This is a genomic window from Candidatus Poribacteria bacterium, assembly GCA_026702755.1.
Taxonomy (GTDB): Bacteria; Poribacteria; WGA-4E; order WGA-4E; family WGA-3G; genus WGA-3G.
Window position 1 is genome coordinate 1 of sequence record JAPPBX010000064.1, and the last position, 25598, is coordinate 25598.

The 25598-nt window shown below is 46.2% G+C and carries 18 protein-coding genes; all 18 read left to right on the top strand.

Annotation, left to right across the window (positions count from 1 at the left end):
• Positions 1-103 precede the first annotated feature (103 nt).
• The 18 genes from OXH39_11955 to OXH39_12040 all read left to right on the top strand — a co-directional run bounded on the left by OXH39_11955 (position 104) and on the right by OXH39_12040 (position 25501).
• The gene (locus tag OXH39_11955) at positions 104-1063 is read left to right on the top strand and encodes a DNA methyltransferase (protein ID MCY3551165.1); all 960 of its coding nucleotides are present in this window, start codon (positions 104-106) and stop codon (positions 1061-1063) included.
• A 21-nt stretch (positions 1064-1084) separates the two neighbouring features.
• On the top strand, positions 1085-4225 hold the full coding sequence (locus OXH39_11960; protein MCY3551166.1) for a DEAD/DEAH box helicase family protein: 3141 nt from the start codon (positions 1085-1087) through the stop codon (positions 4223-4225).
• Between the two features lie 298 nt (positions 4226-4523).
• On the top strand, positions 4524-6038 hold the full coding sequence (locus OXH39_11965; GenBank protein ID MCY3551167.1) for an SAVED domain-containing protein: 1515 nt from the start codon (positions 4524-4526) through the stop codon (positions 6036-6038).
• A gap of 19 nt (positions 6039-6057) precedes the next feature.
• Positions 6058-7194 carry a nucleotidyltransferase gene (locus tag OXH39_11970; protein ID MCY3551168.1) on the top strand — a complete coding sequence of 379 codons (1137 nt, stop codon included), beginning with the start codon at positions 6058-6060 and terminating at the stop codon, positions 7192-7194.
• Between the two features lies 1 nt (position 7195).
• The gene (locus tag OXH39_11975) at positions 7196-9034 is read left to right on the top strand and encodes a ThiF family adenylyltransferase (GenBank protein MCY3551169.1); all 1839 of its coding nucleotides are present in this window, start codon (positions 7196-7198) and stop codon (positions 9032-9034) included.
• On the top strand, positions 9016-9540 hold the full coding sequence (locus OXH39_11980; GenBank protein MCY3551170.1) for a Mov34/MPN/PAD-1 family protein: 525 nt from the start codon (positions 9016-9018) through the stop codon (positions 9538-9540). Before OXH39_11975 ends, OXH39_11980 begins: the two co-directional genes overlap by 19 nt.
• A gap of 329 nt (positions 9541-9869) precedes the next feature.
• Positions 9870-10088 (top strand): hypothetical protein, encoded by a 219-nt coding sequence (locus tag OXH39_11985; protein ID MCY3551171.1) that lies wholly within the window; start codon positions 9870-9872, stop codon positions 10086-10088.
• 73 nt (positions 10089-10161) lie between these two features.
• Positions 10162-11544, top strand: coding sequence for an FAD-binding protein (locus OXH39_11990; protein ID MCY3551172.1), 1383 nt, complete (start codon positions 10162-10164; stop codon positions 11542-11544).
• A 129-nt stretch (positions 11545-11673) separates the two neighbouring features.
• Positions 11674-12696 (top strand): C-terminal binding protein, encoded by a 1023-nt coding sequence (locus OXH39_11995; GenBank protein MCY3551173.1) that lies wholly within the window; start codon positions 11674-11676, stop codon positions 12694-12696.
• A gap of 3 nt (positions 12697-12699) precedes the next feature.
• Complete coding sequence (gene trpB / locus OXH39_12000) at positions 12700-13893, top strand: tryptophan synthase subunit beta (GenBank protein ID MCY3551174.1); 1194 nt, start codon at positions 12700-12702, stop codon at positions 13891-13893.
• A 163-nt stretch (positions 13894-14056) separates the two neighbouring features.
• Positions 14057-14464 carry a hypothetical protein gene (locus OXH39_12005; GenBank protein ID MCY3551175.1) on the top strand — a complete coding sequence of 136 codons (408 nt, stop codon included), beginning with the start codon at positions 14057-14059 and terminating at the stop codon, positions 14462-14464.
• Positions 14451-14810, top strand: a complete 360-nt coding sequence (locus tag OXH39_12010; protein ID MCY3551176.1) for a type II toxin-antitoxin system PemK/MazF family toxin — start codon at positions 14451-14453, stop codon at positions 14808-14810. The genes OXH39_12005 and OXH39_12010 overlap by 14 nt, the downstream gene beginning before the upstream one ends.
• A gap of 168 nt (positions 14811-14978) precedes the next feature.
• On the top strand, positions 14979-15593 hold the full coding sequence (locus OXH39_12015; GenBank protein MCY3551177.1) for a HEAT repeat domain-containing protein: 615 nt from the start codon (positions 14979-14981) through the stop codon (positions 15591-15593).
• A gap of 154 nt (positions 15594-15747) precedes the next feature.
• The gene (gene era, locus OXH39_12020) at positions 15748-16665 is read left to right on the top strand and encodes a GTPase Era (protein MCY3551178.1); all 918 of its coding nucleotides are present in this window, start codon (positions 15748-15750) and stop codon (positions 16663-16665) included.
• A gap of 98 nt (positions 16666-16763) precedes the next feature.
• Complete coding sequence (gene uvrA, locus OXH39_12025) at positions 16764-22598, top strand: excinuclease ABC subunit UvrA (protein MCY3551179.1); 5835 nt, start codon at positions 16764-16766, stop codon at positions 22596-22598.
• A gap of 316 nt (positions 22599-22914) precedes the next feature.
• Positions 22915-23784 carry a DnaJ domain-containing protein gene (locus OXH39_12030; GenBank protein MCY3551180.1) on the top strand — a complete coding sequence of 290 codons (870 nt, stop codon included), beginning with the start codon at positions 22915-22917 and terminating at the stop codon, positions 23782-23784.
• A 54-nt stretch (positions 23785-23838) separates the two neighbouring features.
• Positions 23839-24726: a creatininase family protein gene (locus OXH39_12035; GenBank protein ID MCY3551181.1), complete on the top strand. Its 888-nt coding sequence runs from the start codon at positions 23839-23841 to the stop codon at positions 24724-24726.
• A 13-nt stretch (positions 24727-24739) separates the two neighbouring features.
• Positions 24740-25501, top strand: a complete 762-nt coding sequence (locus OXH39_12040) for a phytanoyl-CoA dioxygenase family protein (GenBank protein ID MCY3551182.1) — start codon at positions 24740-24742, stop codon at positions 25499-25501.
• Positions 25502-25598: the final 97 nt, after the last annotated feature.

The window sequence follows — 25598 nt, forward strand, 5'->3', positions numbered from 1 at the left end:
AAAAAACTTGTCTTAACTTTGCTAAATTGTGGTCTAAATAAACGGTAGCACTTCAAAGCCTTGCCCTGTTCCAACAAGTGGATGGTCTAATAGTCCAGAATTTATGCAAGACCTACGCAAGAAAAACCTAATTCATTTTGGTTGTGATGAAACTACGCAACCTCAGCAAAAATGGTTTTTAGAAGAACGTTTAATCACAGAATTATCTTCCCTAATACCATGTGGCGAAAAAGGAAAACAGACAACGGACGCTATGGGATTATATTTTCCATATTCACATCCAGTAAGTTTGTATGAAAGCCTAATTTGGGCAGTAATACCAGATTCTGATGATATCACACTTGATTATTTTGCGGGAAGCGGTACTTCCGCACACGCCACTATCAATCTCAACCGTCAGGACGATGGCAAACGCAAATATATCCTTATAGAAATGGGACATCATTTTGATACTGCTCTAATACCACGTATCAAGAAAGCAGTTTACACCGAAAAATGGAAAGATGCTAAACCTGTCTCCCGTGAGAGTTGTCTCTCTCACATGTTCAAATATCAGCGCATTGAATCGTATGAAGATGCCCTCAACAACATTGAACTTAACGAAACCGAACACAAGAATCTGTTATTTGACGAACATCAATTGAGTTATATGTTGGAAAGCGATACAAGGGAAAGCCCAACGTCCCTAAACATCTCTAAACTCGAAAATCCGTTCAGTTATCAACTCAAGATCGTCAAAGATATGCGGACGCAAACACAGAGCATAGACCTACCCGAAACTTTCAACTATCTTCTTGGTTTATCAGTCCAGACTCGTCGGTGCTTATACGACGATGATAGACGATATCTTGCATATAAAGGCACAGTTGAGCAAAAACCTATCGTCATTATCTGGCGTGAGACAGAAGGATGGAATGAACAAGATTGGGAACGAGATTACAATTTCATTGAGGAACGGGAACTAACCAAAGATGCAGATAAAGTGTATGTCAACACAAATAGCATCATCCCAGAAGCAGAATCTTTAGATCCGCATTTTAAACGACTGATGTTTTCAGAATAAAATCCGGTAAAGAAAACTGATATGCCCAGAAAGAAAACGAAAGAACTCAATAACCATCTTATTCTTCACGGATGGCTGAATGACCAATTCGGATATAAAACCACGCGCGATCTGCTTAGCGATGTATCAAACGTTGACGAGGGATTTAACCCAAATGGATACTCGCCAATCTGCGAATTTCTTATGTCCCGCTCAGATTTGAAGAATGAGATTGAGGAGGCATTACCAATTTATGATGCTAACATCAAACGGCACCTGTCTGCCATAAACAACAACCGCACACAGCCGATCGTTCTCCGTTATTTTCAATATTTGGCATTGCTCTACACGGAAATCTTCTTGGATTGGAAATTCAACAAACCTGCGGAATTCCTTCATCAACTCAATACATTCGTCCAAACCCAAAATGCACGGAAAGCACCCGGCGATCCTAGGGATACCGACTTCACAGAAATCGATATTGAAAAACTGGCACTGTGGATGGCGACTGGCGCAGGCAAAACCCATATCATGCATATCAACTACCATCAATATCTCCACTACTACAAAGATAAGTTGGACCACGTCGTCCTTATCACACCGAACGAGGGCTTAAGTGAACAACACATGCGCGAACTTACTAATGCGGATATACGGTGTGAACGTTTCAAAGTTGAGGGCAGCAGATCATCAAATAACAACAATATAATACAGGTTATTGAAATCACAAAATTGGTGAAGGAAAAAACAGGAGAAGGCGAAAGTGTGCCTGTTGAGGCATTTGAAGGAAACAACTTGATCCTTGTCGATGAGGGTCACAAAGGAACAAGCAGTACTGATCCTGTCTGGCGCGATCATCGCGAAACACTTGCCGAAAAAGGTTTTACTTTTGAATACAGTGCAACCTTTGGACAAGCACTTGCCGCTGCAAAAAATGACGATCTTGTTGATGAATATGGAAAAGCCATCGTTTTCGATTACTCTTACCGACATTTCTACAGCGATGGTTACGGGAAGGACTTCCGTATCATCAACGTCACCCACGACAACGAAACCCAAACCGAAAAACTTTTTTTAGGGAATCTCCTCAGCTTCTATCAACAGAAACGCTATTTCAAGGAAAACACTGACAACGTCCGTGCCTACAGCTTAGACCCACCATTATGGGCATTTGTCGGTAGTAAGGTGAACGTCGTCTATCAAAATTATACGCGTTCAGATGTCCTAAATGTCATCCGCTTTCTGCACGGGTTCCTGAGAAACGAAAAGAGACGGGCAATTCAGGGCATAGACGATATTCTAAATGGGGCATCGGGATTATCCGATGTCAACGGCAACGATGTTTTTAAGAACCGACTCGACTATCTTAAGAACACAACAGAAACGGCATCACAAATCTACACCGACATCCTCAAGGAAGTTTTCCATACCGATTCAAGCGGTGCCTTACATCTTTGCGATGTTCGAAATGCCCAGGGGGAAATCGCCTTAAAAACTACCCATGGTAGCAAAGAATTTGGCGTTATCAACATTGGTGATGTGCCTAAATTCAAAAAACTCGTCCAAAATCAAAATGACGATGCGGGAATCAAAATGGACCCCGATGATGTGTTAATAGAAAGTCTCTTTAACAACATCAACAAACCTGAAAGTTCAATCAATATACTCATCGGCGCGAAAAAGTTTATTGAAGGATGGGACAGTTGGCGCGTCACCACAATGGGATTGCTCAACATCGGCAGACAGGAAGGATCGCAGATTATCCAACTGTTTGGTCGTGGTGTCCGTCTACGCGGCAAAAACATGAGTCTCAAACGTAGCGCAGTACTTGATGGCGATCATCCCCCTAACCTGCCACTTTTGGAAACGCTCAACATCTTCGCTGTCCGTGCTAACTTCATGGAAGACTTTCAAGAATATCTCAAGCGCGAAGGGGTTCCACACGAAGATCCAATCCAAATAGAATTACCGATCAAACCCAATATGAGTCATCTTGCGAAACGGCTTTATGTTCCAAAAGTCCTATCTTATGACCAAGTTGCAAAAGGAAAGTGTGTGATGCTTGAGGCATGTGACGATATAATTGTCACTCACACAACCCAAACGGTTAGTATTATCGGTAGTAGTTCAGAAGAAGGTATCCAAGATGAAAGCGCGGAAGCAGCAAATGAAACTTTAATTAAAGAGCAATATTTAGATCTGGTTGATTGGGAAAAAATCTATCTTCAGCTTGTTGAATATAAACAAGAGAGAGGGTATCACAACCTCGTTTTTGATGCTGATATTCTCAGAAATATCCTCAATACGGATAATCCTTTGTATGAACTCAAAGTTATGCATAAATCTGAAGTTGAGCCGAAGTCATTAGAGCAACTTAAACAGTTAGAGGAATTAGTCCTTACACTCCTCCGTAAATATATCACTAAATTCTATCGCATCATTCAGCAACGTTGGAATGATGAAGGTGTGCGCTTAAAGCAGTTAGACGAAAAGAATCCCAACTTCGCAGATTGGAAAGTCTCTATTCCCCGAGATAAGTCCGACGAACTTGAACCGATCATCAGACATCTAATAGAAGACGGTAGAATATACGGACCTGATCTAACTGATCTCCCCAACCTCCATAACGACCGACACTTATACCAGCCGCTTCTGACTATAGGCGGAGCAGACTCAACGTTACGCATAACGCCACCGGCTTTAGAAAAAAGCGAAGAAGATTTTGTAAAACATCTTCGATCTTATGTACGTCAACCGCGCGAGGATCTCGCTAAAAAGGAGATTTTTTTCTTACGCAACCAGAGTCGAGGTAGAGGTATCGGTTTCTATGATAATGAAGGCTTCTATCCCGATTTTATCTTGTGGATACTGGACGGAGCAAAGCAGCGTATCGTCTTCATTGAACCGCACGGTATGATACATGAACCTATAAATAAACACAATCCGAAAATCACACTTTTCAAAAGGCTACGTGATTTCTCTTACAAACGTTTCCGTAGCGAACATGTACAAATGGATTCCTATATTATCTCAACAACACCTATTACCAAACTACGTTATAGAGGTGGTAAGGGTAAGCAGGAATTGCAAGAAAATTGGCACATCCTCTTTCCAAACCATGATGATGTGAGTTACCTCTCACCAATCTTCCAAGACTTAGATAGTAACCCTCCTTCTCAATAGGAGGGATTTCCTAATTACCACCATCCTATATTATACTTACTTTTTCCGTGCTACCACCACCGAATTATGCCAAAATATAGATACTAAAATCACCTACCGGAGATTGTCAGACACTATGGCCAACTGCAGGAAGGTTGGCACGGAAATTGCTACTATATTCATAGATAGTGAATTTGACAGTTATTATTGGAATTTCGTGCCAATTTGGCACAGGTTAGTCTGCCTTTTTGGCATGTTTGGAATATATTCGCTAAGAGTAATATCACGTGATATTTAGGAGTAAAGGAACACACTTTCTATGGCAAAAGCTATCAACGCACGAAGGAAAGGAGATGAATACCAAGCCCGAGTTTTCTGGCTAAAACTTCTTGAAATGCGAACTGGGGACTATATTCAGTCTGTTACCTTAGAAAGCGATAGAGTGTCTTTTGTTGATGATGTAGTTGTTTCCTACTGTGAACCAATAAGAGACCGGATAACAGGAAAACAAGAAATTGTGCACGATTTTTTTCAGTGTAAGTATCACATGACACAACATGGAGCGTTCACTCATGAAAACCTGATTGATCCGAGTTTCATCAACTGCGAGGATTCAATGCTGAAACGCTTGTATCACGCATACGTGCGTCTTTCAGATGAACTAGGTCCAGACGCATTCCGGTTGTACATTTTTTCTAATTGGCATTGGGATCACCAAGATGTCCTCGCTGAGCATTTACATGAAGGTATGATTCGTCCAACTTTTTATGAGCGGGGCCCAAGATCCGAAAGAGGGAAAGCGCGAGCAAAACTAGCATTTCACCTAGAAGTCTCAGAAGAAGACCTACTAGCTTTTTTAAACACCGTCCGATTTACACTCGGAAAGAATCTCACAGATTTAGAAAAGGATATGGAACCACTTCTAAAATTGGCTGGACTACAACCAATTGACCCAACAGGGGCTCATATCCTTTACGATGATCTCCCTTGGAAACTTTTTGGACAAGGTCAACACTCGTTTGATAAACAGGCTTTTAACAGGATAATAGATGAGGAAAAACTGAAGGCTCCATCGTCCACAGAACATAGCGAAATCTCTATTCAAAGTTTTTCGCAATTCGCACGACGGCCTCGCGATCTCCAAGCAAATCATCTTGATTTACGTCAGTTTTTCGAGGGGCGTTTCCCGAAAGATGATTCGCATTGGAAAAAAGAGATCTCTGAAAAAATCTCAGCATTCATGCTAAATGAAGAATTGATCGATTTGCCCCAACCTATTCATTTTTTCTTTGACTGTCATCTGAGTATTGCATTTTTAGCAGGTTCCATGATCAGCCCTAAACATGGAATTTCCGTTATACCAACACAAAAGAACGGAAGCGACTTCACTCTTTGGGAAGCGAATGCGCCCCGGACCGATACTCCACTCTGGAAATTTGAAATAAGTGGTGAAATAGGAGAAGAATTAGTTTTGGGGATTTCGGTGACACATCAAGTACAGAAAGAGATGGAACCTTATCTAAAAACTCAAGATCTTAACGAATTGCCTCGAATTTTAGTTTGCCCGATCAGAGGAATTGGGCCCAAAGCAGTATCCGATGGAGATTATGCTTGGCAGCTGGGATATCAACTTGCTAAACAACTTCGTGAGATGCGCCTCAATACGTGTCGTAAAATACACCTCTTTTTTGCGGTTCCTGTGGCTTTAGGATACATTCTTGGAAGCACGCTTGGTCATATTACGCCAATTATTCAACTGTATGAACACGATTTTGAGGGGCAACGTTATAAGGAAAGATATTATCCAAGCCTACGGGTTACTTATCAACCATAATCATAAGGAGAATTACATTATGGAATTACCAACCTACTTTATAAGATTTCTTAAAGAAATCCGTCCAACAACAAAGCAAAGAGAAAAGTGTCAAACAGGGCATCAAACGCTCCGCGATAGATTGGATGGGGATACGAATTTAAAACCGATTCTCGTAAGTACATTTCTACAAGGGAGTTACCGACGTGCCACCGCCGTTCGACCAAAAGGGGAAACTAATTTAGATGTGGACATTATCGTCGTAACCCGACTGGATCGATGTGATTACCCCGATCCGAATAAAGCCATGGATAAATTCGTGCCTTTTTTGCAAAAATACTACAAAGGCAAATATCAACGCCAAGGACGTTCCTTCGGTATTGAGCTTTCGTATGTGAATCTCGATTTGGTCATTACCTCCGCCCCATCTGAGGTGGAAGTGGAAGTTTATGAAAGCAAGGCAGTCAGAACTGATTTGACCCTTGAAGATGCGCCCGATTGGTTATTAATGAAGTCATGGATTCCACCGGATGAGAGGATAAATCAAACTGCTTTTTTGGAAAGTATTCGTGGGCAAGAATGGCAAACCGAACCACTATGGATTCCAAATCGAGATGCAGGTGATTGGGAAGAGACACATCCATTAGAGCAAATCAAATGGACGTGGAAAAAGAACGCGAGTTGTAATACGCATTATGTTAATGTCGTCAAGGCACTAAAATGGTGGCAGAGAGTTAATCATGAGGACGACCGCCCGAAAGGTTATCCACTAGAACATCTTGTCGGAGTTTGCTGTCCCGACAGCATAACATCTGTTGCCAAAGGGGTTACCCTGACCTTGGAAACTATTGTTGCAAATTATGATACGTACGCTCTATATAAACAAACCCCCTTTCTTCCTGACCACGGTGTTCCTATACATAATGTCTTGGGTAGAGTAGAAGGCGAAGAGTTTGCCGCATTTTACGAACACGCTAAGGAAGCTGCTGAAATTGCCCGCGAAGCTCTTGATATTCAGGATAAAGAAAAGTCCATCAAGAAATGGCGAGAATTGTTCGGTAGTAAGTTTCCAGATTCCGATGATTCCGACGATAATGGGAGTAGAGGAAACAGTTCCCAAGGCCCCTTTACTACCAAGAGTCCGATGGGGGATTCAAGGGTTCGCAGATATGGATAGAATGCCAAATCAGAACCAAATCAGTGACATTGTAATAGAGGCGTATAACCATCTTCTCCAACGCCGTATTGTTGTAATTACTGAGACCATTAGGAAAAATTTAGCAGAAGATGCTACAGGTTGGGTTTTTGAGTGTACTGCCGAAGTACCATATCCAAATAAGAAGAATTTCCCTCGTGAAGTTCCTTTACGGGTCTTGATTCCTGAAGAATTTCCATATGAACCAGTAGACATATACACCATATGTGGAGAGGTAAACGGATTTCCTCATCAAGATGCCGAGTTGGGCAAATTATGTTTGCACGAAGAGGATTCAGCTCCTCGAGATGCTTCCAGGCTTGTTTGCTATATCAAATGGGCGATTGAATGGCTTGAAGATGCATCAAATGGCATGCTTCTTAAACCAGGTGCCCCGTATGAATTACCCGACTTCAGTCGTAAAATTCTAGATTCACCACTTCTAACAGAACTTACTTTAATCATCAATGAATCATCAAATTCCTACGAAACTTGGCTATCTCGCAATGGTGAATTTGGGCACGTTGAGTGCTTTTGGGCATCGGGATCTCAGACGATATTTGCTGTCAGATTTTACGACGAAGACAGTTTACTGATCCGAGAATCAAAATTCGCACCGAATGTCCTGAGAAAGGGTAGTAGAATTGATGGAAAATGGGTTATTGTGCCCAACATCTGTTATGAAAAACATCGCCCGCCTCAGACTTATGAGGAAATGGAGAGGTTGTGTTCAAGAAATGGTTTGAATTTTTACAAACTTCTCAAGGAAACTTGGAATCTTAAAAACACTCATAGGTTTGGAATTCTCCTTATTGGTTTCCCTATTCCCGAAAAAGCAGAAGCACCATTCACCGAAATCCATTGGCAACCACTTCTTTTTCAAAACCTTAGGGGATTTAGAGATCAAAAACCAAAGCCACGTTTAAAAGGTCCTGCACGTAAATCCAAACAAATTTGGCAGAAATTGAAAGAAAATGGATGTTTTTCTCCAGACCAACATTTACCATGGGGGCGCGTTGAAAACATCACTCACAAGAGACTATATACAAGAGGAGCCTATTCGTCAGAAATTCAGTCAACGCCTATAGCTTTTTTCGGTTGCGGTGCATTAGGAAGTTCCATTGCTGAATTACTTGCACGCGGGGGCGTAAAACAACTTAATTTGTTTGACCCAGATTTAATAACATTCGGTAATCTCTGTCGTCATACCCTTGATGGTTCATCAGTTGGTTTAAACAAGGCTAAAGAGTTGGCAGAAAGACTCTCGCGAGCGAATCCCCTTTCTACAATACAAGGACATGCTATAGGAATACCCCTAAACTCACACTCGGATGAGGCACTTCATCAAGTACTCACAAACGCAGATGTATTTGTTGACTGCACCACGAGTGAGACTGCGTTTGATTGGTTGAATAAATATGCAGTAACAAACGGCAAACGATTGGTTTCCTTGTTCTTCAATTTTCGTGCTGAATTGCTCACAATCTGCATATCAGGCGATTCTAGATCATGTGGAGACATTTTTTTGGATCTAAAAGATTCTGTTCAACAGAATCGGACACGAATTGACCCTTATGTCTACTCTCATGAACCCTTAGAAGAAGAGGAGATTATGGAAGGAGCTGGATGTTGGCATCCGACTTTTCCTGCCCAAAATGCCCACATTCAAATTCTAGCGGCGCACGCCGTCGACATTATCAGTCACTCCATTAGTTCCAAATCCAAAAGGGGACTTGCAGCAATTATCAAGAGACAATCAGTCCTGCAAAACGGTGTCCAACCGAGTTCACTTGTTAAGGTAGCATGGACGAAAAAATATTGACCAATAAATCTTCACTAAAATGGCAGTCTGATTGTAAACAATACACAATCCTGATCTCAGAGCCCTGTCTTCTCAAAATGACAGAAATGGCACAGACACATTACCCAAACGAAGTGGGAACATCGTTAGTTGGATGTTATTCTAATGATGGTTTTGAGGCTTCTATCCTTGACTTAGGCCCTTTAACCCCGGATTCAAAAGGTCTGCGAACTTCATTTTATAGGGGCACGGCTGGTTTGCGCAAGTTCTTTGTGAAATTGCGTCAAACCTTCTCTGGTAAACGGCATTATGTAGGCGAGTGGCATAGCCATCCAGATGCTGCTCCTATCCCTAGCGGTACAGATGACCGGAATCAGTTGGAAATTGCAGAGGATACGAAAACAGACTGTCCAGAATGCATTCTTATTATTATTGGAAGTAACAATTTCAATGAAATAGGTGTCTTTGTATATTCACGGAAACGCGGTAAGATTATACTTTACCCTGCGCAAAACGAGGAAATATAAACATAAGTTATAGTTTCCCAATCCGATCATCCATCCAAAAAACACAGCCTCATCATTCTCAATTTCCCTTGCTACCACCCCCAAATTGTGCTAAAATGCACATAGCATGACTTTGATAGCGGACCCGAACAGAATTTCTTTAAAATGATTTTGGCAACAGTGAATCACTCTATTGCGGATGTCAAAGTCCTTCTATTTACCGGAAGTTGACGGAAAAATATTGAAAAATTCGCTAAAAATGTCTTATACTTAATCAGGCTTGCAATCAGATGGTTGCACTTTACCATAGTGTTGGCATCGCTAACCACTTTTTGTATGGAAGTATCCCAATGACAACACGACTTGAACAAGCTTTTACAGAAGCATCAAAACTCTCACCGAAGGAACAAGATGCACTGGCAGATTGGGTGCTTGCTGAACTCCGCTCCGGAAAAAAATGGGATCAATTATTCGCCAGTTCTCAAGAGGTATTATCCAAACTGGCTTCTGAAGCACTTGCCGAACATCATAGTGGGCAAACGCTGGAACTCAATCCGGACGAACTATGAATTCAAGAACGACAAAACGCTTTCGTACTTTTCCCTTGCCGTCACCTCCAGGTTATGCTAAAATTCACATAGCATGAACCAACACGACTTAAAACACCCGCATAAAGAACTCCATGACCTTCTCGGAACACGCTTCAGCAGAGAGAGTGCCGTCCGAGACGCACACGCACGCGATGCCTCCTACCATCGTGGCGCGCTCCCAGATGCCGTTGTCTTTCCGAAAACTAACGCCGAAGTCGCAGAAATCGTCAAAATCTGTGCGAAATATAACATGCCGATAATCCCTTACGGCACTGGTACCGGTGTTGAAGGTGCTGTCGTTGCAACCGAAGGCGCGCTCTGCATCGCCCTGAACGAAATGAACCGCATCCTCCGCGTCAGCCCAGACGATAGAGATGCCACCGTTCAAGCGGGTGTGACACGCTTACAACTGAACACACATCTCGCTGATCTCGGTACACGACTTCACTTTTCTGTTGATCCGGGTGCAGATGCTTCACTGGGAGGAATGGCAGCAACACGCGCATCCGGCACAAGTGCGGTTCAATACGGGACAATGCTCGATAACGTTCTCGGCTTGACCGTTATCACCGCCGATGGTTCCATCGTCCGGACGGGGAGTAGAGCGCGGAAATCCGCCGCAGGCTACGATCTCACCCGTCTTTTCATCGGTTCAGAAGGCACATTGGGGATTATCACCGAAATCACGCTTAAATTAACACGGTTGCCGGAATCAGTCGCTGCCGCTGTCTGTGCTTTTCCAAGTGTAGATGCAGCGGTAGACACTGTTATCGAATTGATGGACACAAGTGCCAACATCGCCCGTATCGAACTGTTAGACGAACGTCAGATGGATGCCGTCAACAAATATGCAGGATTAAATTATGAAGTTGCGCCGACGCTCTTTTTTGAATTCCACGGGTCCGCGCATACCGTCGCGGAGAGTTCGGAGATCGCTGGTAAAATCGCAGCCGCACACGGGGGTGGTGACTTCCGATGGGCAACAGATGAAAGTGAACGCAAACGTCTCTGGCAAGCCCGATACGATAGCTACTACGCCGCACTCAACCGCCGTCCGGGTTCCGTCGGTTATGTCACGGATGTGTGTGTCCCGATCTCCCAACTCGCTACCTGTATCGCGAAGACGAAGGCACTGCTCGCTAAATCAAGCCTCGTTCCATCGATCCTTGGACACGTCGGGGACGGCAATTTCCACGTCGTCTTCCCACTTGAACCTGACAACAAGGACGAATTGGCAGAGGCGCAGCACCTCAGCCACCAGATTGTAGACATCGCCTTGGAGATGGACGGTACCTGCACCGGTGAACACGGTGTCGGGGTCGGTAAACGGAACGCATTAGAGAAGGAACACGGAGAAGCAATAAACCTAATGCGTGCGATTAAACACGCCTTGGATCCGCTCAACTTAATGAATCCCGGCAAAATCTTTTTGTAGGAGCGTTTTCCAATCGCACCGCTAAAATTGACGAACGCGGCAAGGGAAAAAGAGAAAGGCAACACCCTCGCTTGATGACCGGCGCAGTTCTAAACAGCACCTACCGGGTCTGCGGACAAAGATAGAAGTATGCAAAACAATTGGAAAGTCCTCATCACTGATTATGCCTGGCCCTCTATAGAGCCTGAACGACAAGTGCTCGCCGAAATCGGGGCAGAACTTATCGCAGCGGAAACTGGTGAAGAAGCAGAACTCCTAAGTCTTGCACCAACAATGGACGGCATCCTGACCTGTTGGAAACCCGTCCGTGAGCCTGTCATTGCCGCCGCCACGAAATGTCAGGTTATCGGGCGTTGCGGTATCGGACTCGACAATATCGACGTAGAAGTTGCTACGGAACACGGCATCGTTGTCACTAACGTCCCTGCTTACTGTGTTGATGAAGTCTCCGACCATGCGATGGGGCTTCTGTTGGCGTGCGCTCGGAAAATTCCACGCTTTGATCGGACCATCAGAGAAGACACATGGGACCAGAACGTCGGACCAGCGATGCGCAGAATCCGAGGCAAAACACTCGGTGTCATCGGATTCGGAAGGATTGCACGGTCAATTGTGCCAAAAGCGAAAGCGTTCGGACTTACAATTAACGTCTCTTCCCCACGCACGGCTCCTGAATTAATTCAGCAGCACGGTGCACAAAAGGTCTCATTTCCAGAACTTCTCGCAACGTCCGATTTTATCACCATTCACGCGCCGCTGACCTCGGAAACACAACACCTGTTTAGCGAGGCTGAGTTCCGGGCGATGAAATCAACAGCGATTCTCATCAACACTGCCCGCGGAGGCATCGTAGATACCGCTGCACTCACTGCTGCACTCCGCAATGGTGACATCGCGGGTGCGGGTTTGGATGTCTTGGAGACAGAACCGCCAGACGAAAGCGAGGAACTACTTACGCTCGACAACGTTGTTGTCACACCGCACGCCGCTTTCATCTCAGAGGAATCAATTCTTGACTTGGAGGTTACCGCCGCCACGTGCGTCGCGCAAGTACTCGGAGGACAACTGCCAGAATCCGTTGTTAACCCATCGGTTCTGGAACAACCAAACCTCCGGGCAAAATCACTCATGACCGAACCGAAAGGAGATTAAAAAATGCCACAACTCCCTGACGCAACAGGGCATTTCGGACAATTCGGAGGCAGATACGTCCCCGAAACACTTATGCCCGCGCTTTTAGAACTCGAAGAAGCATACATCAAGCTTAAAGATAATCCCGACTTCCAAAAAGAATTCCAGTACTACCTTCGTGAATACGTTGGGAGACCAAATCCGCTTTATTATGCCGAACACCTGACAGAAACGCTCGGCGGCGCAAAAATATATCTCAAACGGGAAGACCTCAACCATACGGGTGCCCATAAAATCAACAGTGCAATCGGACAAATTCTTCTCGCACGCTGGATGGGCAAAAAACGGATCATCGCTGAAACCGGCGCGGGACAACACGGTGTCGCAACAGCCACTGTCGCGGCGAAGTTCGATATGGAATGTGAAGTCTATATGGGTGAGGAAGACATAGAACGCCAGGCACTCAACGTTTTCCGCATGCGGCAGATGGGAACAAAAGTGGTACCTGTCAATTCTGGTTCCCGCACCCTCAAAGATGCGATCAACGCCTGTTTTCGAGATTGGGTCACAAATGTCCGAACTACCTACCTGCTCCTCGGTTCGGTTGTCGGTGCGCATCCGTATCCGATGATAGTTCGAGATTTCCAATCTGTCATCGGTGATGAAGCAAGGGCGCAGATTTTAGAGCAAGAAGGCACCTTACCAGATTACGTCGTTGCCTGTGTCGGTGGTGGTAGCAACTCACTCGGTATGTTCTACCCCTTCTATGCGGACGAATCTGTCCGGTTGATTGGTGTAGAAGCTGCTGGTGAAAGTATCCGTAGTGGACGACACGCTGCACCTCTCACTGCGGGTAGTGTCGGTGTTTTTCACGGTGCTAAGTGCTATCTGTTGCAAGAGGAGGACGGTCAGATAACCCCCGCACATTCGATCTCCGCAGGGTTAGATTATCCGGGTGTCGGACCCGAACACAGTTTTTACCGTGAAACGGGGAGAGCGGAATATGTCCCAGTTACGGATGCAGAAGCCGTAGAAGGGTTTCAATTGTTATCAGAAACAGAGGGCATCATCCCGGCATTAGAATCCGCGCACGCCATCGCCTATCTCCGTGAACTCGCGCCCAAACTCGGCAAGGACAAAGTCATCGCTGTATGTCTATCGGGACGTGGAGATAAAGATGTCTATACCATCGCAAACGAATTAGGCATTAGTCTCTAATTTTGTATGAATCCATTGAGAGTCCCGCTATCGCGGTTCCTAAAGTACACAGGGCGCGTGCCTAATTCAAAAAAATTACTATTGAGATGTACTCTATGGTATAATTATTTTATACGATCTTTTCATATCTGTGAGGCGGTATTATAGCAAAGGAGAAAACACAGTGGCAAGCATTGCAAAAATTCAAGAGGAAATTCTGGCACTCTCTGAAACCGATTATCAACAGTTGAGACAATGGTTCAATGAATTAGATAAAGACGAATGGGATCGACAGATTGAAGAAGATTCAAACGCCGGAAAATTGGATTTTTTAATCGCCGAAGCCCTTGAAGCGAAGAAAAAGGGAACACTTAAGAATCTTGAGGATCTTAGTGAAAATCATCCATTGGTTTCGTTAATGGAAGTCATTGAGACACTCATTGAAAAATATGAATCAGAGCAAGAGTCATTGGAACGAGAAGCTTGGTCCGGTCTCTCCATGCAAATGCTCGCGCGAGCTTATGGAGAAGATGAACCTGAGTACACAACAGATATGCTTAAATGGGTAAATCCCGATTATGAAGGAAAGTGATGTTATTCTTGCTCCGTTGTCTCAAGCTGATGAAGAACTAAAGTATAGACCCGCAATTGTTCTGCGAGAAATGCCAACGCCTTACCGAGATATCCTTGTTTGCGGTGTAAGTACAAACTTGAATCAGTACGTTCACGCGTTTGATGATATTATCTCACCCACCGATGCCGATTTCGCATTAAGTGGACTACGTTCGGAATCATTGATCCGACTTAGTTTTTTGGCTGTGATCCCGCGTCGATTGGTACGTGGTACGATCGGTAGTATTTCAGAGGAACGTCACAGACGCTTGTTACAAAGATTAGTTGATTATCTAACATCATCTAATGACGGTCTTCTGGCATAATCACATAGAACACAATGAAACCCAACACCTATTGTAAAAATATTGTAAAAATCTTTGCGCGGTATCGTGGCATTTATGAATTACGCTGTAAAAACAATTTGCATCCTACTGTGATATACGCTATAATTTTCGTTGCTTAGCCTGAAAAATAGCGAGCGAGGTGGCACGATGCCGCGCGAAACTGTAGACTCTGGTCCAAACTTGTCGCTACAGCAAAAAGCCCGCAAGTTTATTAGTTGGCTCTCACACCGAGACGGTCCCGTTCGGAATTGGCGATATATCCCAACGCACGTGTTGCTGCGAAAATTGCAATCGGAATCCGCTGAAATGCGGGCTTATGCTGCCGAAGGATTGGGGGGTGTTGGTGATGTCCATGCCGTCGCGCCGCTTATCAACGCCTTAACTGACAATAATTCGACCGTGCGCCGTTTCGCTATCTCCTCCCTCGGACATATCCGCGACCCACGCGCCATTGACGTGCTCATCCCATTTCTACAAGACGAAGAAGCCGATATGCGATGCGCCGCTGTCGTTGCCCTCGGTGAATTGGGACTCAGCGAAGAGAGGTTCTCAACGCCACCGGTACAGGTAATAGAGGCACTCATGAGCAGCATCTGGGACACCGACAGAGCCGTCTGTTCCGCCGCCGTTGTCGCTTTGGGTAGAATCGGTAATCCACACGCCATTCCCGCACTCAACGAATTGGCAGAAGCGACCGAGAGCGAATGGATCCGCCGCTATATCAGTGAGGCACTGCATCAGATTGAAGAGCAGAACGCCTAACCAAATTCTGAAAACTTTTCCTTGATTTCTGCAACCTAATCCGATATAATAAATTGTCAACTCTACCAGCACAAAAAATCGGAATTTCACCTACATAAATTGGAATTCTACATCAATATCTTCAGCCATACAAGGACATCTATCTTCAAAAATCATGGACGAAAATCAAAGTTTCAAATCCGGTTACGTTAGTATTATCGGTGCGCCTAACGTTGGCAAATCCACTCTGCTCAATACTATCTTGGGACAGAAATTAGCCATCGTCACCCCGAAACCACAGACAACCCGCAACCAGATTCGTGGGATTGTCACCACCGACACCTATCAAATTATTTTTGTTGATACACCTGGACTGATGACACCCAAGTACCGCTTACAGAGCGAAATGGTCAAGACGGCGTATGGTGCTTTAGGGGATGCTGACGTTGTCCTTTTTGTGATTGATGTAGCACGTCCAGATCCAGAGATCGAAGACACAATTTTAAAACGCCTCCGGCGCACCAAATCGACAACTATCCTTGTTCTGAATAAGGTAGATCTCGTCGATAAGCCGACGCTACTCCCTATCTTTGAGGACTACAACCAAAAATTTGAATTCGCACATATAATCCCGATCTCCGCATTAACTGCGGACGGTGTACCCGTCCTTCTTGAGCAGATTGAAGACTATCTACCCCTGGGACCGCGCTATTTTCCAGAGGACCAACTCAGCGACCTCCCTGAACGCTTTTTCATCGCCGAAACTGTTCGCGAAAAGATTATGCTCATGACCCAACGCGAAATCCCTTACGCCTCCGCTGTTGTCATTGAAGAGTTTGAAAAACGCCAAACGAAGAATTCAGATGAAATCATCTATATTCGAGCCATCGTCTATGCAGAACGGCAGACACAAAAGCAAATTATTATAGGCAAGGGTGGCAAGTTGATTAAACGGGTCGGTGAACTCGCACGGATTGACATTGAAAAATTCTTGGATACCCGCGTCTTTTTAGAACTGTATGTAACAGTCAAAGCCGACTGGCGCAAAGATGCCCGTAAACTCAAAGAGTTGGGCGGCTTCACAGATATGTAATTTTGTTCGTCTCACAAACACAGATAATTCGGTCATTCCATAAATACATGCAGTATTCGCGAAAATCTGCGATCCATACAACCATAGGAAATCGTACAATGACAGAAGAGTCTATTCTCGTACACGGCGCGCGAGAACACAATCTGCAAAATATTGATATTCAACTGCCAAAAGACAAACTCATCGTCTTCACTGGCGTAAGCGGCTCCGGCAAATCCTCAATGGCAATTGATACCGTTTACGCTGAAGGGCAACGGCGATACATCGAATCTTTATCCGCTTATGCACGTCAATTTTTGGGGCAACTCGGAAAACCGGATGTAGATGAAATCGTCGGATTATCCCCTTCTATTGCTATTGATCAGGGTTCAACAGGACACAATCCGCGTTCCACCGTTGCGACTGTAACCGAGATTTACGACTATCTACGTGTGCTCTACGCGCGCGTAGGGCAATTCCACTGTCCCGAATGCGGACGCGAAATCGGTTCACAGACTGCGGCAGATATTGTCAAAACCCTTCTTAATTATCCCGCGCGCACAAGGCTTATCATTTTAGCACCGATTATCAGAGGCTCCCGCGGTGCACACGAAAGAGAACTTGAAGACTTACGTAACGCCGGTTTCGCAAGGTTGCGAATTGATGGTGAAATATATGAACTCCGACCGGGACTCGCCCTCAATCCGAATCAACGTCACGACATTGACGTTGTCATTGACCGGATTATCATTAAAGAAGGCGTTGAACCTCGCGTTACCCAAGCCGTGGATGCCGCTCTTTTGCGCGGAGACGGAAACCTGCTTGTTCATGTCATTCCTACTGAAGGTGAGGCATCTCCATTCATATCAGAAGAGGACGACCTACTGTTCAGCCAGGATTACACCTGCTTGCACTGCCGGATTAGTTTCGTGAAACCGGAACCCCGCCATTTCTCTTTCAACAACCCTGATGGCATGTGCCAAAGCTGTCGGGGTTTAGGCGTTGAAATGGGGATCCCGCCGAAGTTGATTATTCCGGACGAAACCCTCTCTATCATGCAAGGTGCCATAAGTCTATGGGGACCTCTTAATAAACGAGACACGCTGAAAGAAAAGGTAATCGTCGAAGCCCTTGCAAAACACCTTGGATTCGATATTGATACGCCTTGGAAGGACCTCACACCGGAGCAGCAGCATGCCATTCTCTACGGCACCGGCGACGATATCCTTACGATCACCACCCCCAGCACAAGCCGTTCCAGAAAAAGGAAAAAACGACGGCAATACCGTGCTCGCTTTCACGGAATCATTCCAACTGAAGAACAGAAGTACCAGTTTGAAAACGACGACGACGATGAAGATAACTTCCCAGACTACTTTGCGAAAATGTCCTGCCGAACATGTGAGGGAACACGGCTTAACGCATGGGTAAAAGCGGTGACGATAGGCGATACGCCTATAACAGACATCCTTGAAATGTCCATTCAGGATGCATCCCAATTTTTCAATGCGTTGGAACTTCCAGAGCGCGAGGCTTTCATCGCGACCGAACTCCTAAAGGAAATTCGAGGGCGGCTCGGATTTCTCATAGATGTGGGATTGGGATACTTGACGCTCGCTCGTCCTGCGCCAACACTCTCCGGTGGTGAAGCGCAACGGATTCGTCTCGCCAGCCAAGTCGGTGCAGGGTTACGCGATGTCACTTACGTGCTTGACGAACCGAGCATTGGCTTACATGCGCGCGACCATGCGGGGCTACTGATAACCCTCCTAAACCTACGTAATCAAGGAAACACTGTCATTGTCGTTGAACACGACGAGGCAACTATGTTGGTGGCAGACCTGATCGTCGATTTCGGTCCTGGTGCAGGTATCAAGGGCGGAAAGATCACTGATATTGGAACACCCGCGGAGTTCATGAAAGAGAGTAACACACTCACCGCCCAATATCTTCGAGGTGATAAGGTAATCATTCAACCAGAATCTCGTCGTCCAACGGGAAACAGGTGGGTGCAAATCTGTAACGCCCGTCAAAATAACCTCAAAAGCATCAATCCTAAAATACCGGTTGGTACCCTCTGCTGTGTGACAGGTGTGAGCGGTTCCGGAAAGAGCTCCCTAATTCACGATATTCTCTATAACGCGCTCGCCCGCGACCTTATGAAGGCAAAAACCGTCCCGGGAGACTATGACAAGATTCAAGGTATCATTGAAGAAAAAAACGTCCCCATCTCCGATGTTATTGACAAAATTATCAACATCGACATGGCACCTATCGGGCGAACACCACGTTCCAACGCTGCAACTTACACGAAGGTATTTGATGGGATCCGCGCACTCTACGCGGGTTTACCCGATGCAAAATTGCGGGGCTACAAACCGGGAAGGTTTAGTTTCAACGTTTCGGGTGGTAGATGTGAGGCGTGTAGTGGCAACGGTGCCAAAAAAGTGGATATGGGTCTGCTTTCCGATGTCTGGGTGGAGTGCGAAGTGTGTGAGGGAAAACGCTTCAACAGCGAAACCCTTGCCATTAAGTATAAAGGAAAAAATATCTCCGAAGTTCTCGAAATGGATATCGATACCGCCCTTGCGCATTTCGCCGATATTCCAAGAGTCGCAAGGGGATTACAACTCCTTCACGATGTAGGTCTGGATTACATCAAACTCGGCCAACCCGCGCCGACACTTTCGGGGGGTGAAGCCCAACGCATCAAACTTTCGCGGGAACTCTCCAAGCGAGGCACTGGCAAAACGCTCTACATTCTCGACGAACCCACAACAGGTTTACATTTCGACGATGTAAATAAACTCTTGACGATTCTTCATCGACTCGTGGAAGATGGCAACACGGTCGTTGTCGTTGAACACAATCTTGAAGTTATCAACTCCGCTGATTACCTCATTGACTTAGGACCGGAAGGTGGTGTCGGCGGTGGCACTATCGTTGCTGTCGGTACACCTGAACAGATTGCAGAAGTGCCTGAGTCTTACACAGGACAGGCACTTCGCGGTGATTTTGACATTTGGCGAGATACGAAGCGTCAACGGATGCGAGAACCGGAACTTACCTCCGCGTTTGGCAAAGCGTCAGAAATACGTTCAGAAACGATTGCCGTGCGAGGTGCCACCGAAAATAACCTCAAAGAGGTAGACATCGATATTCCACACCGAAAGATGACGGCATTGACAGGCGTAAGTGGTTCCGGGAAGACCTCCCTCGCACTCGACACCATTTACGCCGAAGGACAGCGTCGCTACATCGAGACGCTCAGCACCTACGCGCGTCAGTTCATAGGTCAGATGGGGAAACCGAAAGTCTCAAAAATTGAGGGGCTTTCACCCGCAATTGCGATTTCGCACGCCGACGCAGGGCAAAACCCACGTTCCACTGTCGCCACAATTACCGAGATACACGATGGACTTCGCACCCTTTATGCCAGATGGGGCAAACCCTACTGTCCGGATTGCCAAGTGGAGGTTCAGGCACAGACAGCGGAAGAAATAACGGAACAGGTTTTTGAAGATCTCCAGCAGAAAAGAGTAGATGTGCTCGCGCCTCTTACAAACTTTATGCTTATTTCGGAAGCTGAAACAGGTATAGCAAGAGGCAAGATTATTGATATCAATGCGAGTGAATCCGCCTACGGTTTGAAGGGCAACGAGGATTATGCGGATGTATTCAGCCGATTACAACGAGCCGGATTCGCACGTGTTCAAATTGATAACGAAATCCACCGTCTTGATGAGGTTCCTCAACTGAGTAAGGGAATTCGTCATGAAATTTTTATCGTCGTCGATCGCGTTGAACTTATTGATGAAGAAAAGAGCCGGTTTACGGAAGCCGTCGAGTTGGCACTCCTCCAGAGTGGCGGGTTTGTACTCATTCAGGAGATGCGTTCCACGAGGCGCGCGTCTACAAAGACCAACCGGTCTAAACGAAGAACAGCGGCAAACCGACAACAGGACGCCAGTATTAAAAAATTCTTCAGCGAACACGCGATGTGTCCTTCTTGCGGAAGCAATTTCGGACAATTGACACCACGCCATTTCTCCTTCAACAACAAAATAGGGGCCTGCGACTTCTGTGATGGACGCGGGAGAGACACGTTCCCACCTTATGAGGCCTGTAACCAATGCTCTGGAACACGGCTTAAACCTTTTTCAAGCTGCGTCAGATTTGAAGATATGACTATCGCTGAATTGATGGCACTGTCAATTACAGAAACTATCGAATTCTTTAACGCCCGACTCGAAGACATCGAAGCGCAGCTTGCTTCCGATGATGCGGAAACAAATCCGAGCGATCTTCTGATCGCAACAGGTGTGTCAACCTCAAGAGCGACACACCCTGCACTTCATATACATACATCACCTGAGTTTGAAGCTGAAGTCCTGAGCCAAATCCAAACACGGCTTGAGTTCTTGGAAGATATTGGTCTCGGTTATCTCGCTTTAGATCGCGGGGCACCAACACTTTCTGGGGGCGAAATGCGCAGAATCCGACTCGCAAGTCAACTCGGCAGTGGTCTCACGGGTGTAACCTATATTCTTGATGAACCAAGTATCGGCTTACACCCGCGCGACCAAGAGCGTCTTATTAATGCGCTCAAGGAACTCCGCGATATCGGTAACAGTGTCCTCGTTGTGGAACACGACCGCGACACAATCTTAGCCGCCGATTACGTGATTGACTTCGGTCCGCAGGCAGGTAATGGCGGTGGCGAAATCGTCGCTATCGGTGCCCCGGATACTTTCACAAACGGCAGCACGCCTGTAGGAATGATCGACGAATCGTCATCTACCGATAAACGCTCCTCCACCAAATCCTTGACGCAAGCCTATCTCTCCAATGAAGTAGAGATTTCTGTTCCGAAAACTCGGCGCAAAGGCACCGGCAAAACGTTAGCGATATTTGGAGCGAGAACAAACAATCTGAAAGATATTAATGTCAAGATTCCACTCGGAACGCTCACCTGTGTAACCGGTGTTTCAGGGTGTGGGAAGAGTTCACTTGTTGAAGGCACGCTAAAACCTGCCCTCGAAAGTCGCAGTTCTATCAAAACGGGCGACCCGGAAGATCGTCGCTATAGCCACCATACCAGCGATGGTGACCGAGAGCCGATTTATAACGATTACGGACAACCAGAGTATAAAAGCATTCGGGGGGTTAGTTATATCAAGCGTCTCATCAACGTAGACCAGAAATCGATCGGAGAAACACCGCGTTCCAATCCAGCAACCTATACCGACCTCTTCACGAAAATACGTGAACTCTTCGCTGAGCAACACGACGCGAAGACGCGTGGGTATAATATGGGCAGGTTCAGCTTCAATCTCGCGCAGGGGCAGTGCCATGTCTGTGAAGGACACCGTTTCAACCGTGTTGAGATGCATTTTCTCCCCGACGTATGGATACCATGTGAGACGTGCAATAGCACCGGCTACAGCATGGACACACTCGAAATCCGTTATAAGGGCAAGAATATCGCTGAAGTCCTGGAGATGACAGTAGACGAAGCACTCACATTTTTCGACGAAAATCCCCGTATCTGCCGGACGCTTCAGATGCTAACAGATGTCGGACTCGGTTATATCAAGTTAGGGCAATCAGCACCGACGCTCTCTGGTGGGGAGGCACAGCGTGTTAAGCTTGCCAAAGAGTTAGCGCGTCGCCAAACCGGTTCAACGCTCTATATCATGGACGAACCGACGACGGGACTCCATTTTGATGACATTCAGAAACTCCTTAAGGTGCTGAACACCCTTGTCGATGCAGACAACACGATTATCGCCGTTGAACATAACATCGACGTTATCAAATCCGCAGATTGGATTATCGACTTGGGACCGGAGGGCAGCAAAGGTGGCGGAAACGTCGTGGCGATGGGCACGCCAGAAGAGGTTGCCTCTGTCCAAGAATCCCATACCGCCCGCTTCTTACGCGAAGTCCTATAGGAGCGATTCTCCAATCGCGACCTTTCCCATTTATAGTAAAACTTGAAGATATGTTGATAATTGGTTAGCGAACGAACCTTCACGTCATTGGGGAGGTGTTTTTACTTGGGTGTTTCTGCGGATTTCCCCAGTATTCTCGCCTTCCTTCAATGTCCAAGTAATTAGGGATTTTACTATAAATTAACTTTACGAAACGCTCTTTGCTGACCGCTGACTGCTGATAGCTGCCGACCGGATGCCTCCGAAATTTCCACTTGACAAATTCTGAGATATATGGAATTATAATACTGCATCTATCAAAAATGTTGTATTCACAATGCGAATTCCAGACTACTATCAAATCTTAGAGATCAAGCGTGATGCCACCGCTCGCGAAATAAAAATTGCATTCCGGAAACTCGCAAAACGCTACCACCCCGACAAAAACCCGGAGCGGACCGTTTTTGCAGAAAAAATGTTCCGCGAAGTCTGTAACGCTTATAACACGCTTCACGACAAAAAACAGAAATCCGACTACGACCGGACGTTACAGACGATTGAACGACAAAAAAAATCACACGAAATCTATCTCGATAGACTGAATAAACTCAATCAGACTTACGCCAAGTTAGAATTGCTGCTGCATGCACTGCTCCATCACAAGTACGAAACGGGTATCTCCATGTACGAGCAGCTGCAGCACCACTCTCAAGAAAGAGGGAAGGAGTGGCGTATTGACGATTTTCTGAGCTACGAAGAGAGTCGGGATTGCGAGTTCCTCATCGCCGAAGCATATCAGAAACTCGGATTCTCTAACGGCGATCAGTCCTCGGTTCTCGATCGGCATCGAAAGATTGAACAAGCCATGCTGCTTTACGAATCCCTTTTGTCCGCCGAATCACAACGTCCGTGTTTCAAACATTTTATTCGGGAAATCAAAGAACGCCTCAAATTTATCTATCTCTACCATTTCACCGTTGAGGGGTACGACCAAACGTACCAAATCCCGCTGGCGAAAATCCGTGAATTAAAACTCTCGAAACGCGAAACCGCATGGATGTACAAAAAAATCGCCGAATTCTACGTTGAAATCAACCGACTCCCGGAAGCACGAACCGTTCTGAAAATGGCGTTTGAACTGCAACCTCACCTTACCGGTGCCAAGAAAATCTGCAAAATCTTAAATATGGGTTCACTTTTCGGATAAACAACTGTCGGAATAATCTCCGAATTACGATATTCTCATCAGAGGAAAATACGCATGCGAAAAGAGATACGCTGGGAACGGATGTTCCCCGATGAATTGGAAACGGCATTCAACGAATGTCCCGCGGTCTATTTTACATACGGGCTTTGCGAACCACATGGACCCCAAAATACGGTCGGGTTGGATGCCCTCAAGGCACACGGAATCGCTTGCCGTGCAGCACAAACCCATGGCGGTATCGTCGCGCCTCCTGACTACTGGCACATCCACGAACACGGCATGTATGCGAACTGGGCATATCAGAATGTCGGCGAAGTGCGCAGCTGGCTCACCGCCATGCCGACGTGGCAACATTTCAAAAATGTGTGTTATCACGTCCGCGCTGCTGATGCGCTCGGATTCCACGCTGCTATTTTCCTCACCGGACACTACGGACCGAACTGGCAGGACCTTAAGACGCTCCTATCACTAATTCAACCACATTTCGCTATGCGGCTCTATGGGCTCCCCGATTTTGAAGCGAACACACCTGGGTTCGACGGTCAAGGCAACGGTGGAGACCACGCTGGTAGAGTTGAAACCTCACTGCTGTGGGCGTTAGAACCGGAGTGTGTTGATATGTCGCGGATGCCCGCAGCGGACGCACAAGGACCGCACTTCGCAATGGGATCAAACGCTCCCGATTCTGACCGACGCATCGGTGAACGTATGGTGCAAGACGAAGTCGCGTGGCTCGGGGAAAAGATGCAGGAGTTATTGGAAACTTACGCACAACAAAACATTACGGAACGCCATCCTGTAACTTTTGAGGAAGTCGAACAGATATGGGCAGAAACAGTATCACCTGCTCTGAAAACCTTTGAGACGATGAAAAATCCTGAAGAATCGCCACCGGAAGATTCACAATGGTTTCGTCAGTGTAAACTTCCAGAACTTTCCTAAAAGAGGATATCACATGGAAACTAAAAACGGACAACTCGCTGAAAATTACCGAAAAGAGGGATTCTTGACCGGCATCCCTATTGCCGATGAAGTTGAAGCAACACGTTACCAGCAAGCCTACGATGCCTTGGAAACAGAAGTGGGCAAAGAGAAATGCGAAATCGGTCTTATTGATTGGCATTTCGACCATCAATTCATTTGGGAACTCGCAACGCACCCCAAAATTGTGGATGTCATCGAAACACTCATCGGCCCCGATGTGATGTTGTTAGCGACGCATTTTTTCTGCAAATACGGACCTCGTGAGAAGTTCGTCGCATGGCATCAAGATGTGACCTACTGGGGACTTGAACCACCGGATGCGATCACCGCTTGGTATGCCATAGACGATAGCGATACAGGCAACGGCTGTATGCGAGTCATCCCCGGAAGCCACCAACAGGGTATCCAAGAACACGGCACGTCAGGACAAGAAGGGAATCTGCTGAGCATCAATCAGGAAGTTCCGGTCCCCGAGGCAGTGGCAGAAACTGCTGTTGATCTCGTGCTAAGAGCGGGTGAGATGTCCATTCACCACGGACAGATGATCCACGGTAGTCTACCGAATCATTCCACCCGTCGGCGGTGTGGCTTAACAGTCCGCTACATAGACCCATCCGTGAAACAGGCAGAAGAGAATTCGCTGAAGCGTCCTTGGAAACCGATCCTGCTGCGCGGCGAAGACCGGTACCAGAATTTCACGACTGTGCCAAATCCGTTCCCATTCCACGGATAATCGCAAGTCCTTGTAGGGGTTGGGTTACCCAACCTGTGCGGACTAGTAGTCTGTCACATTTATATTGCTGGATATAATTTGTTGAGTTTGATGCGTG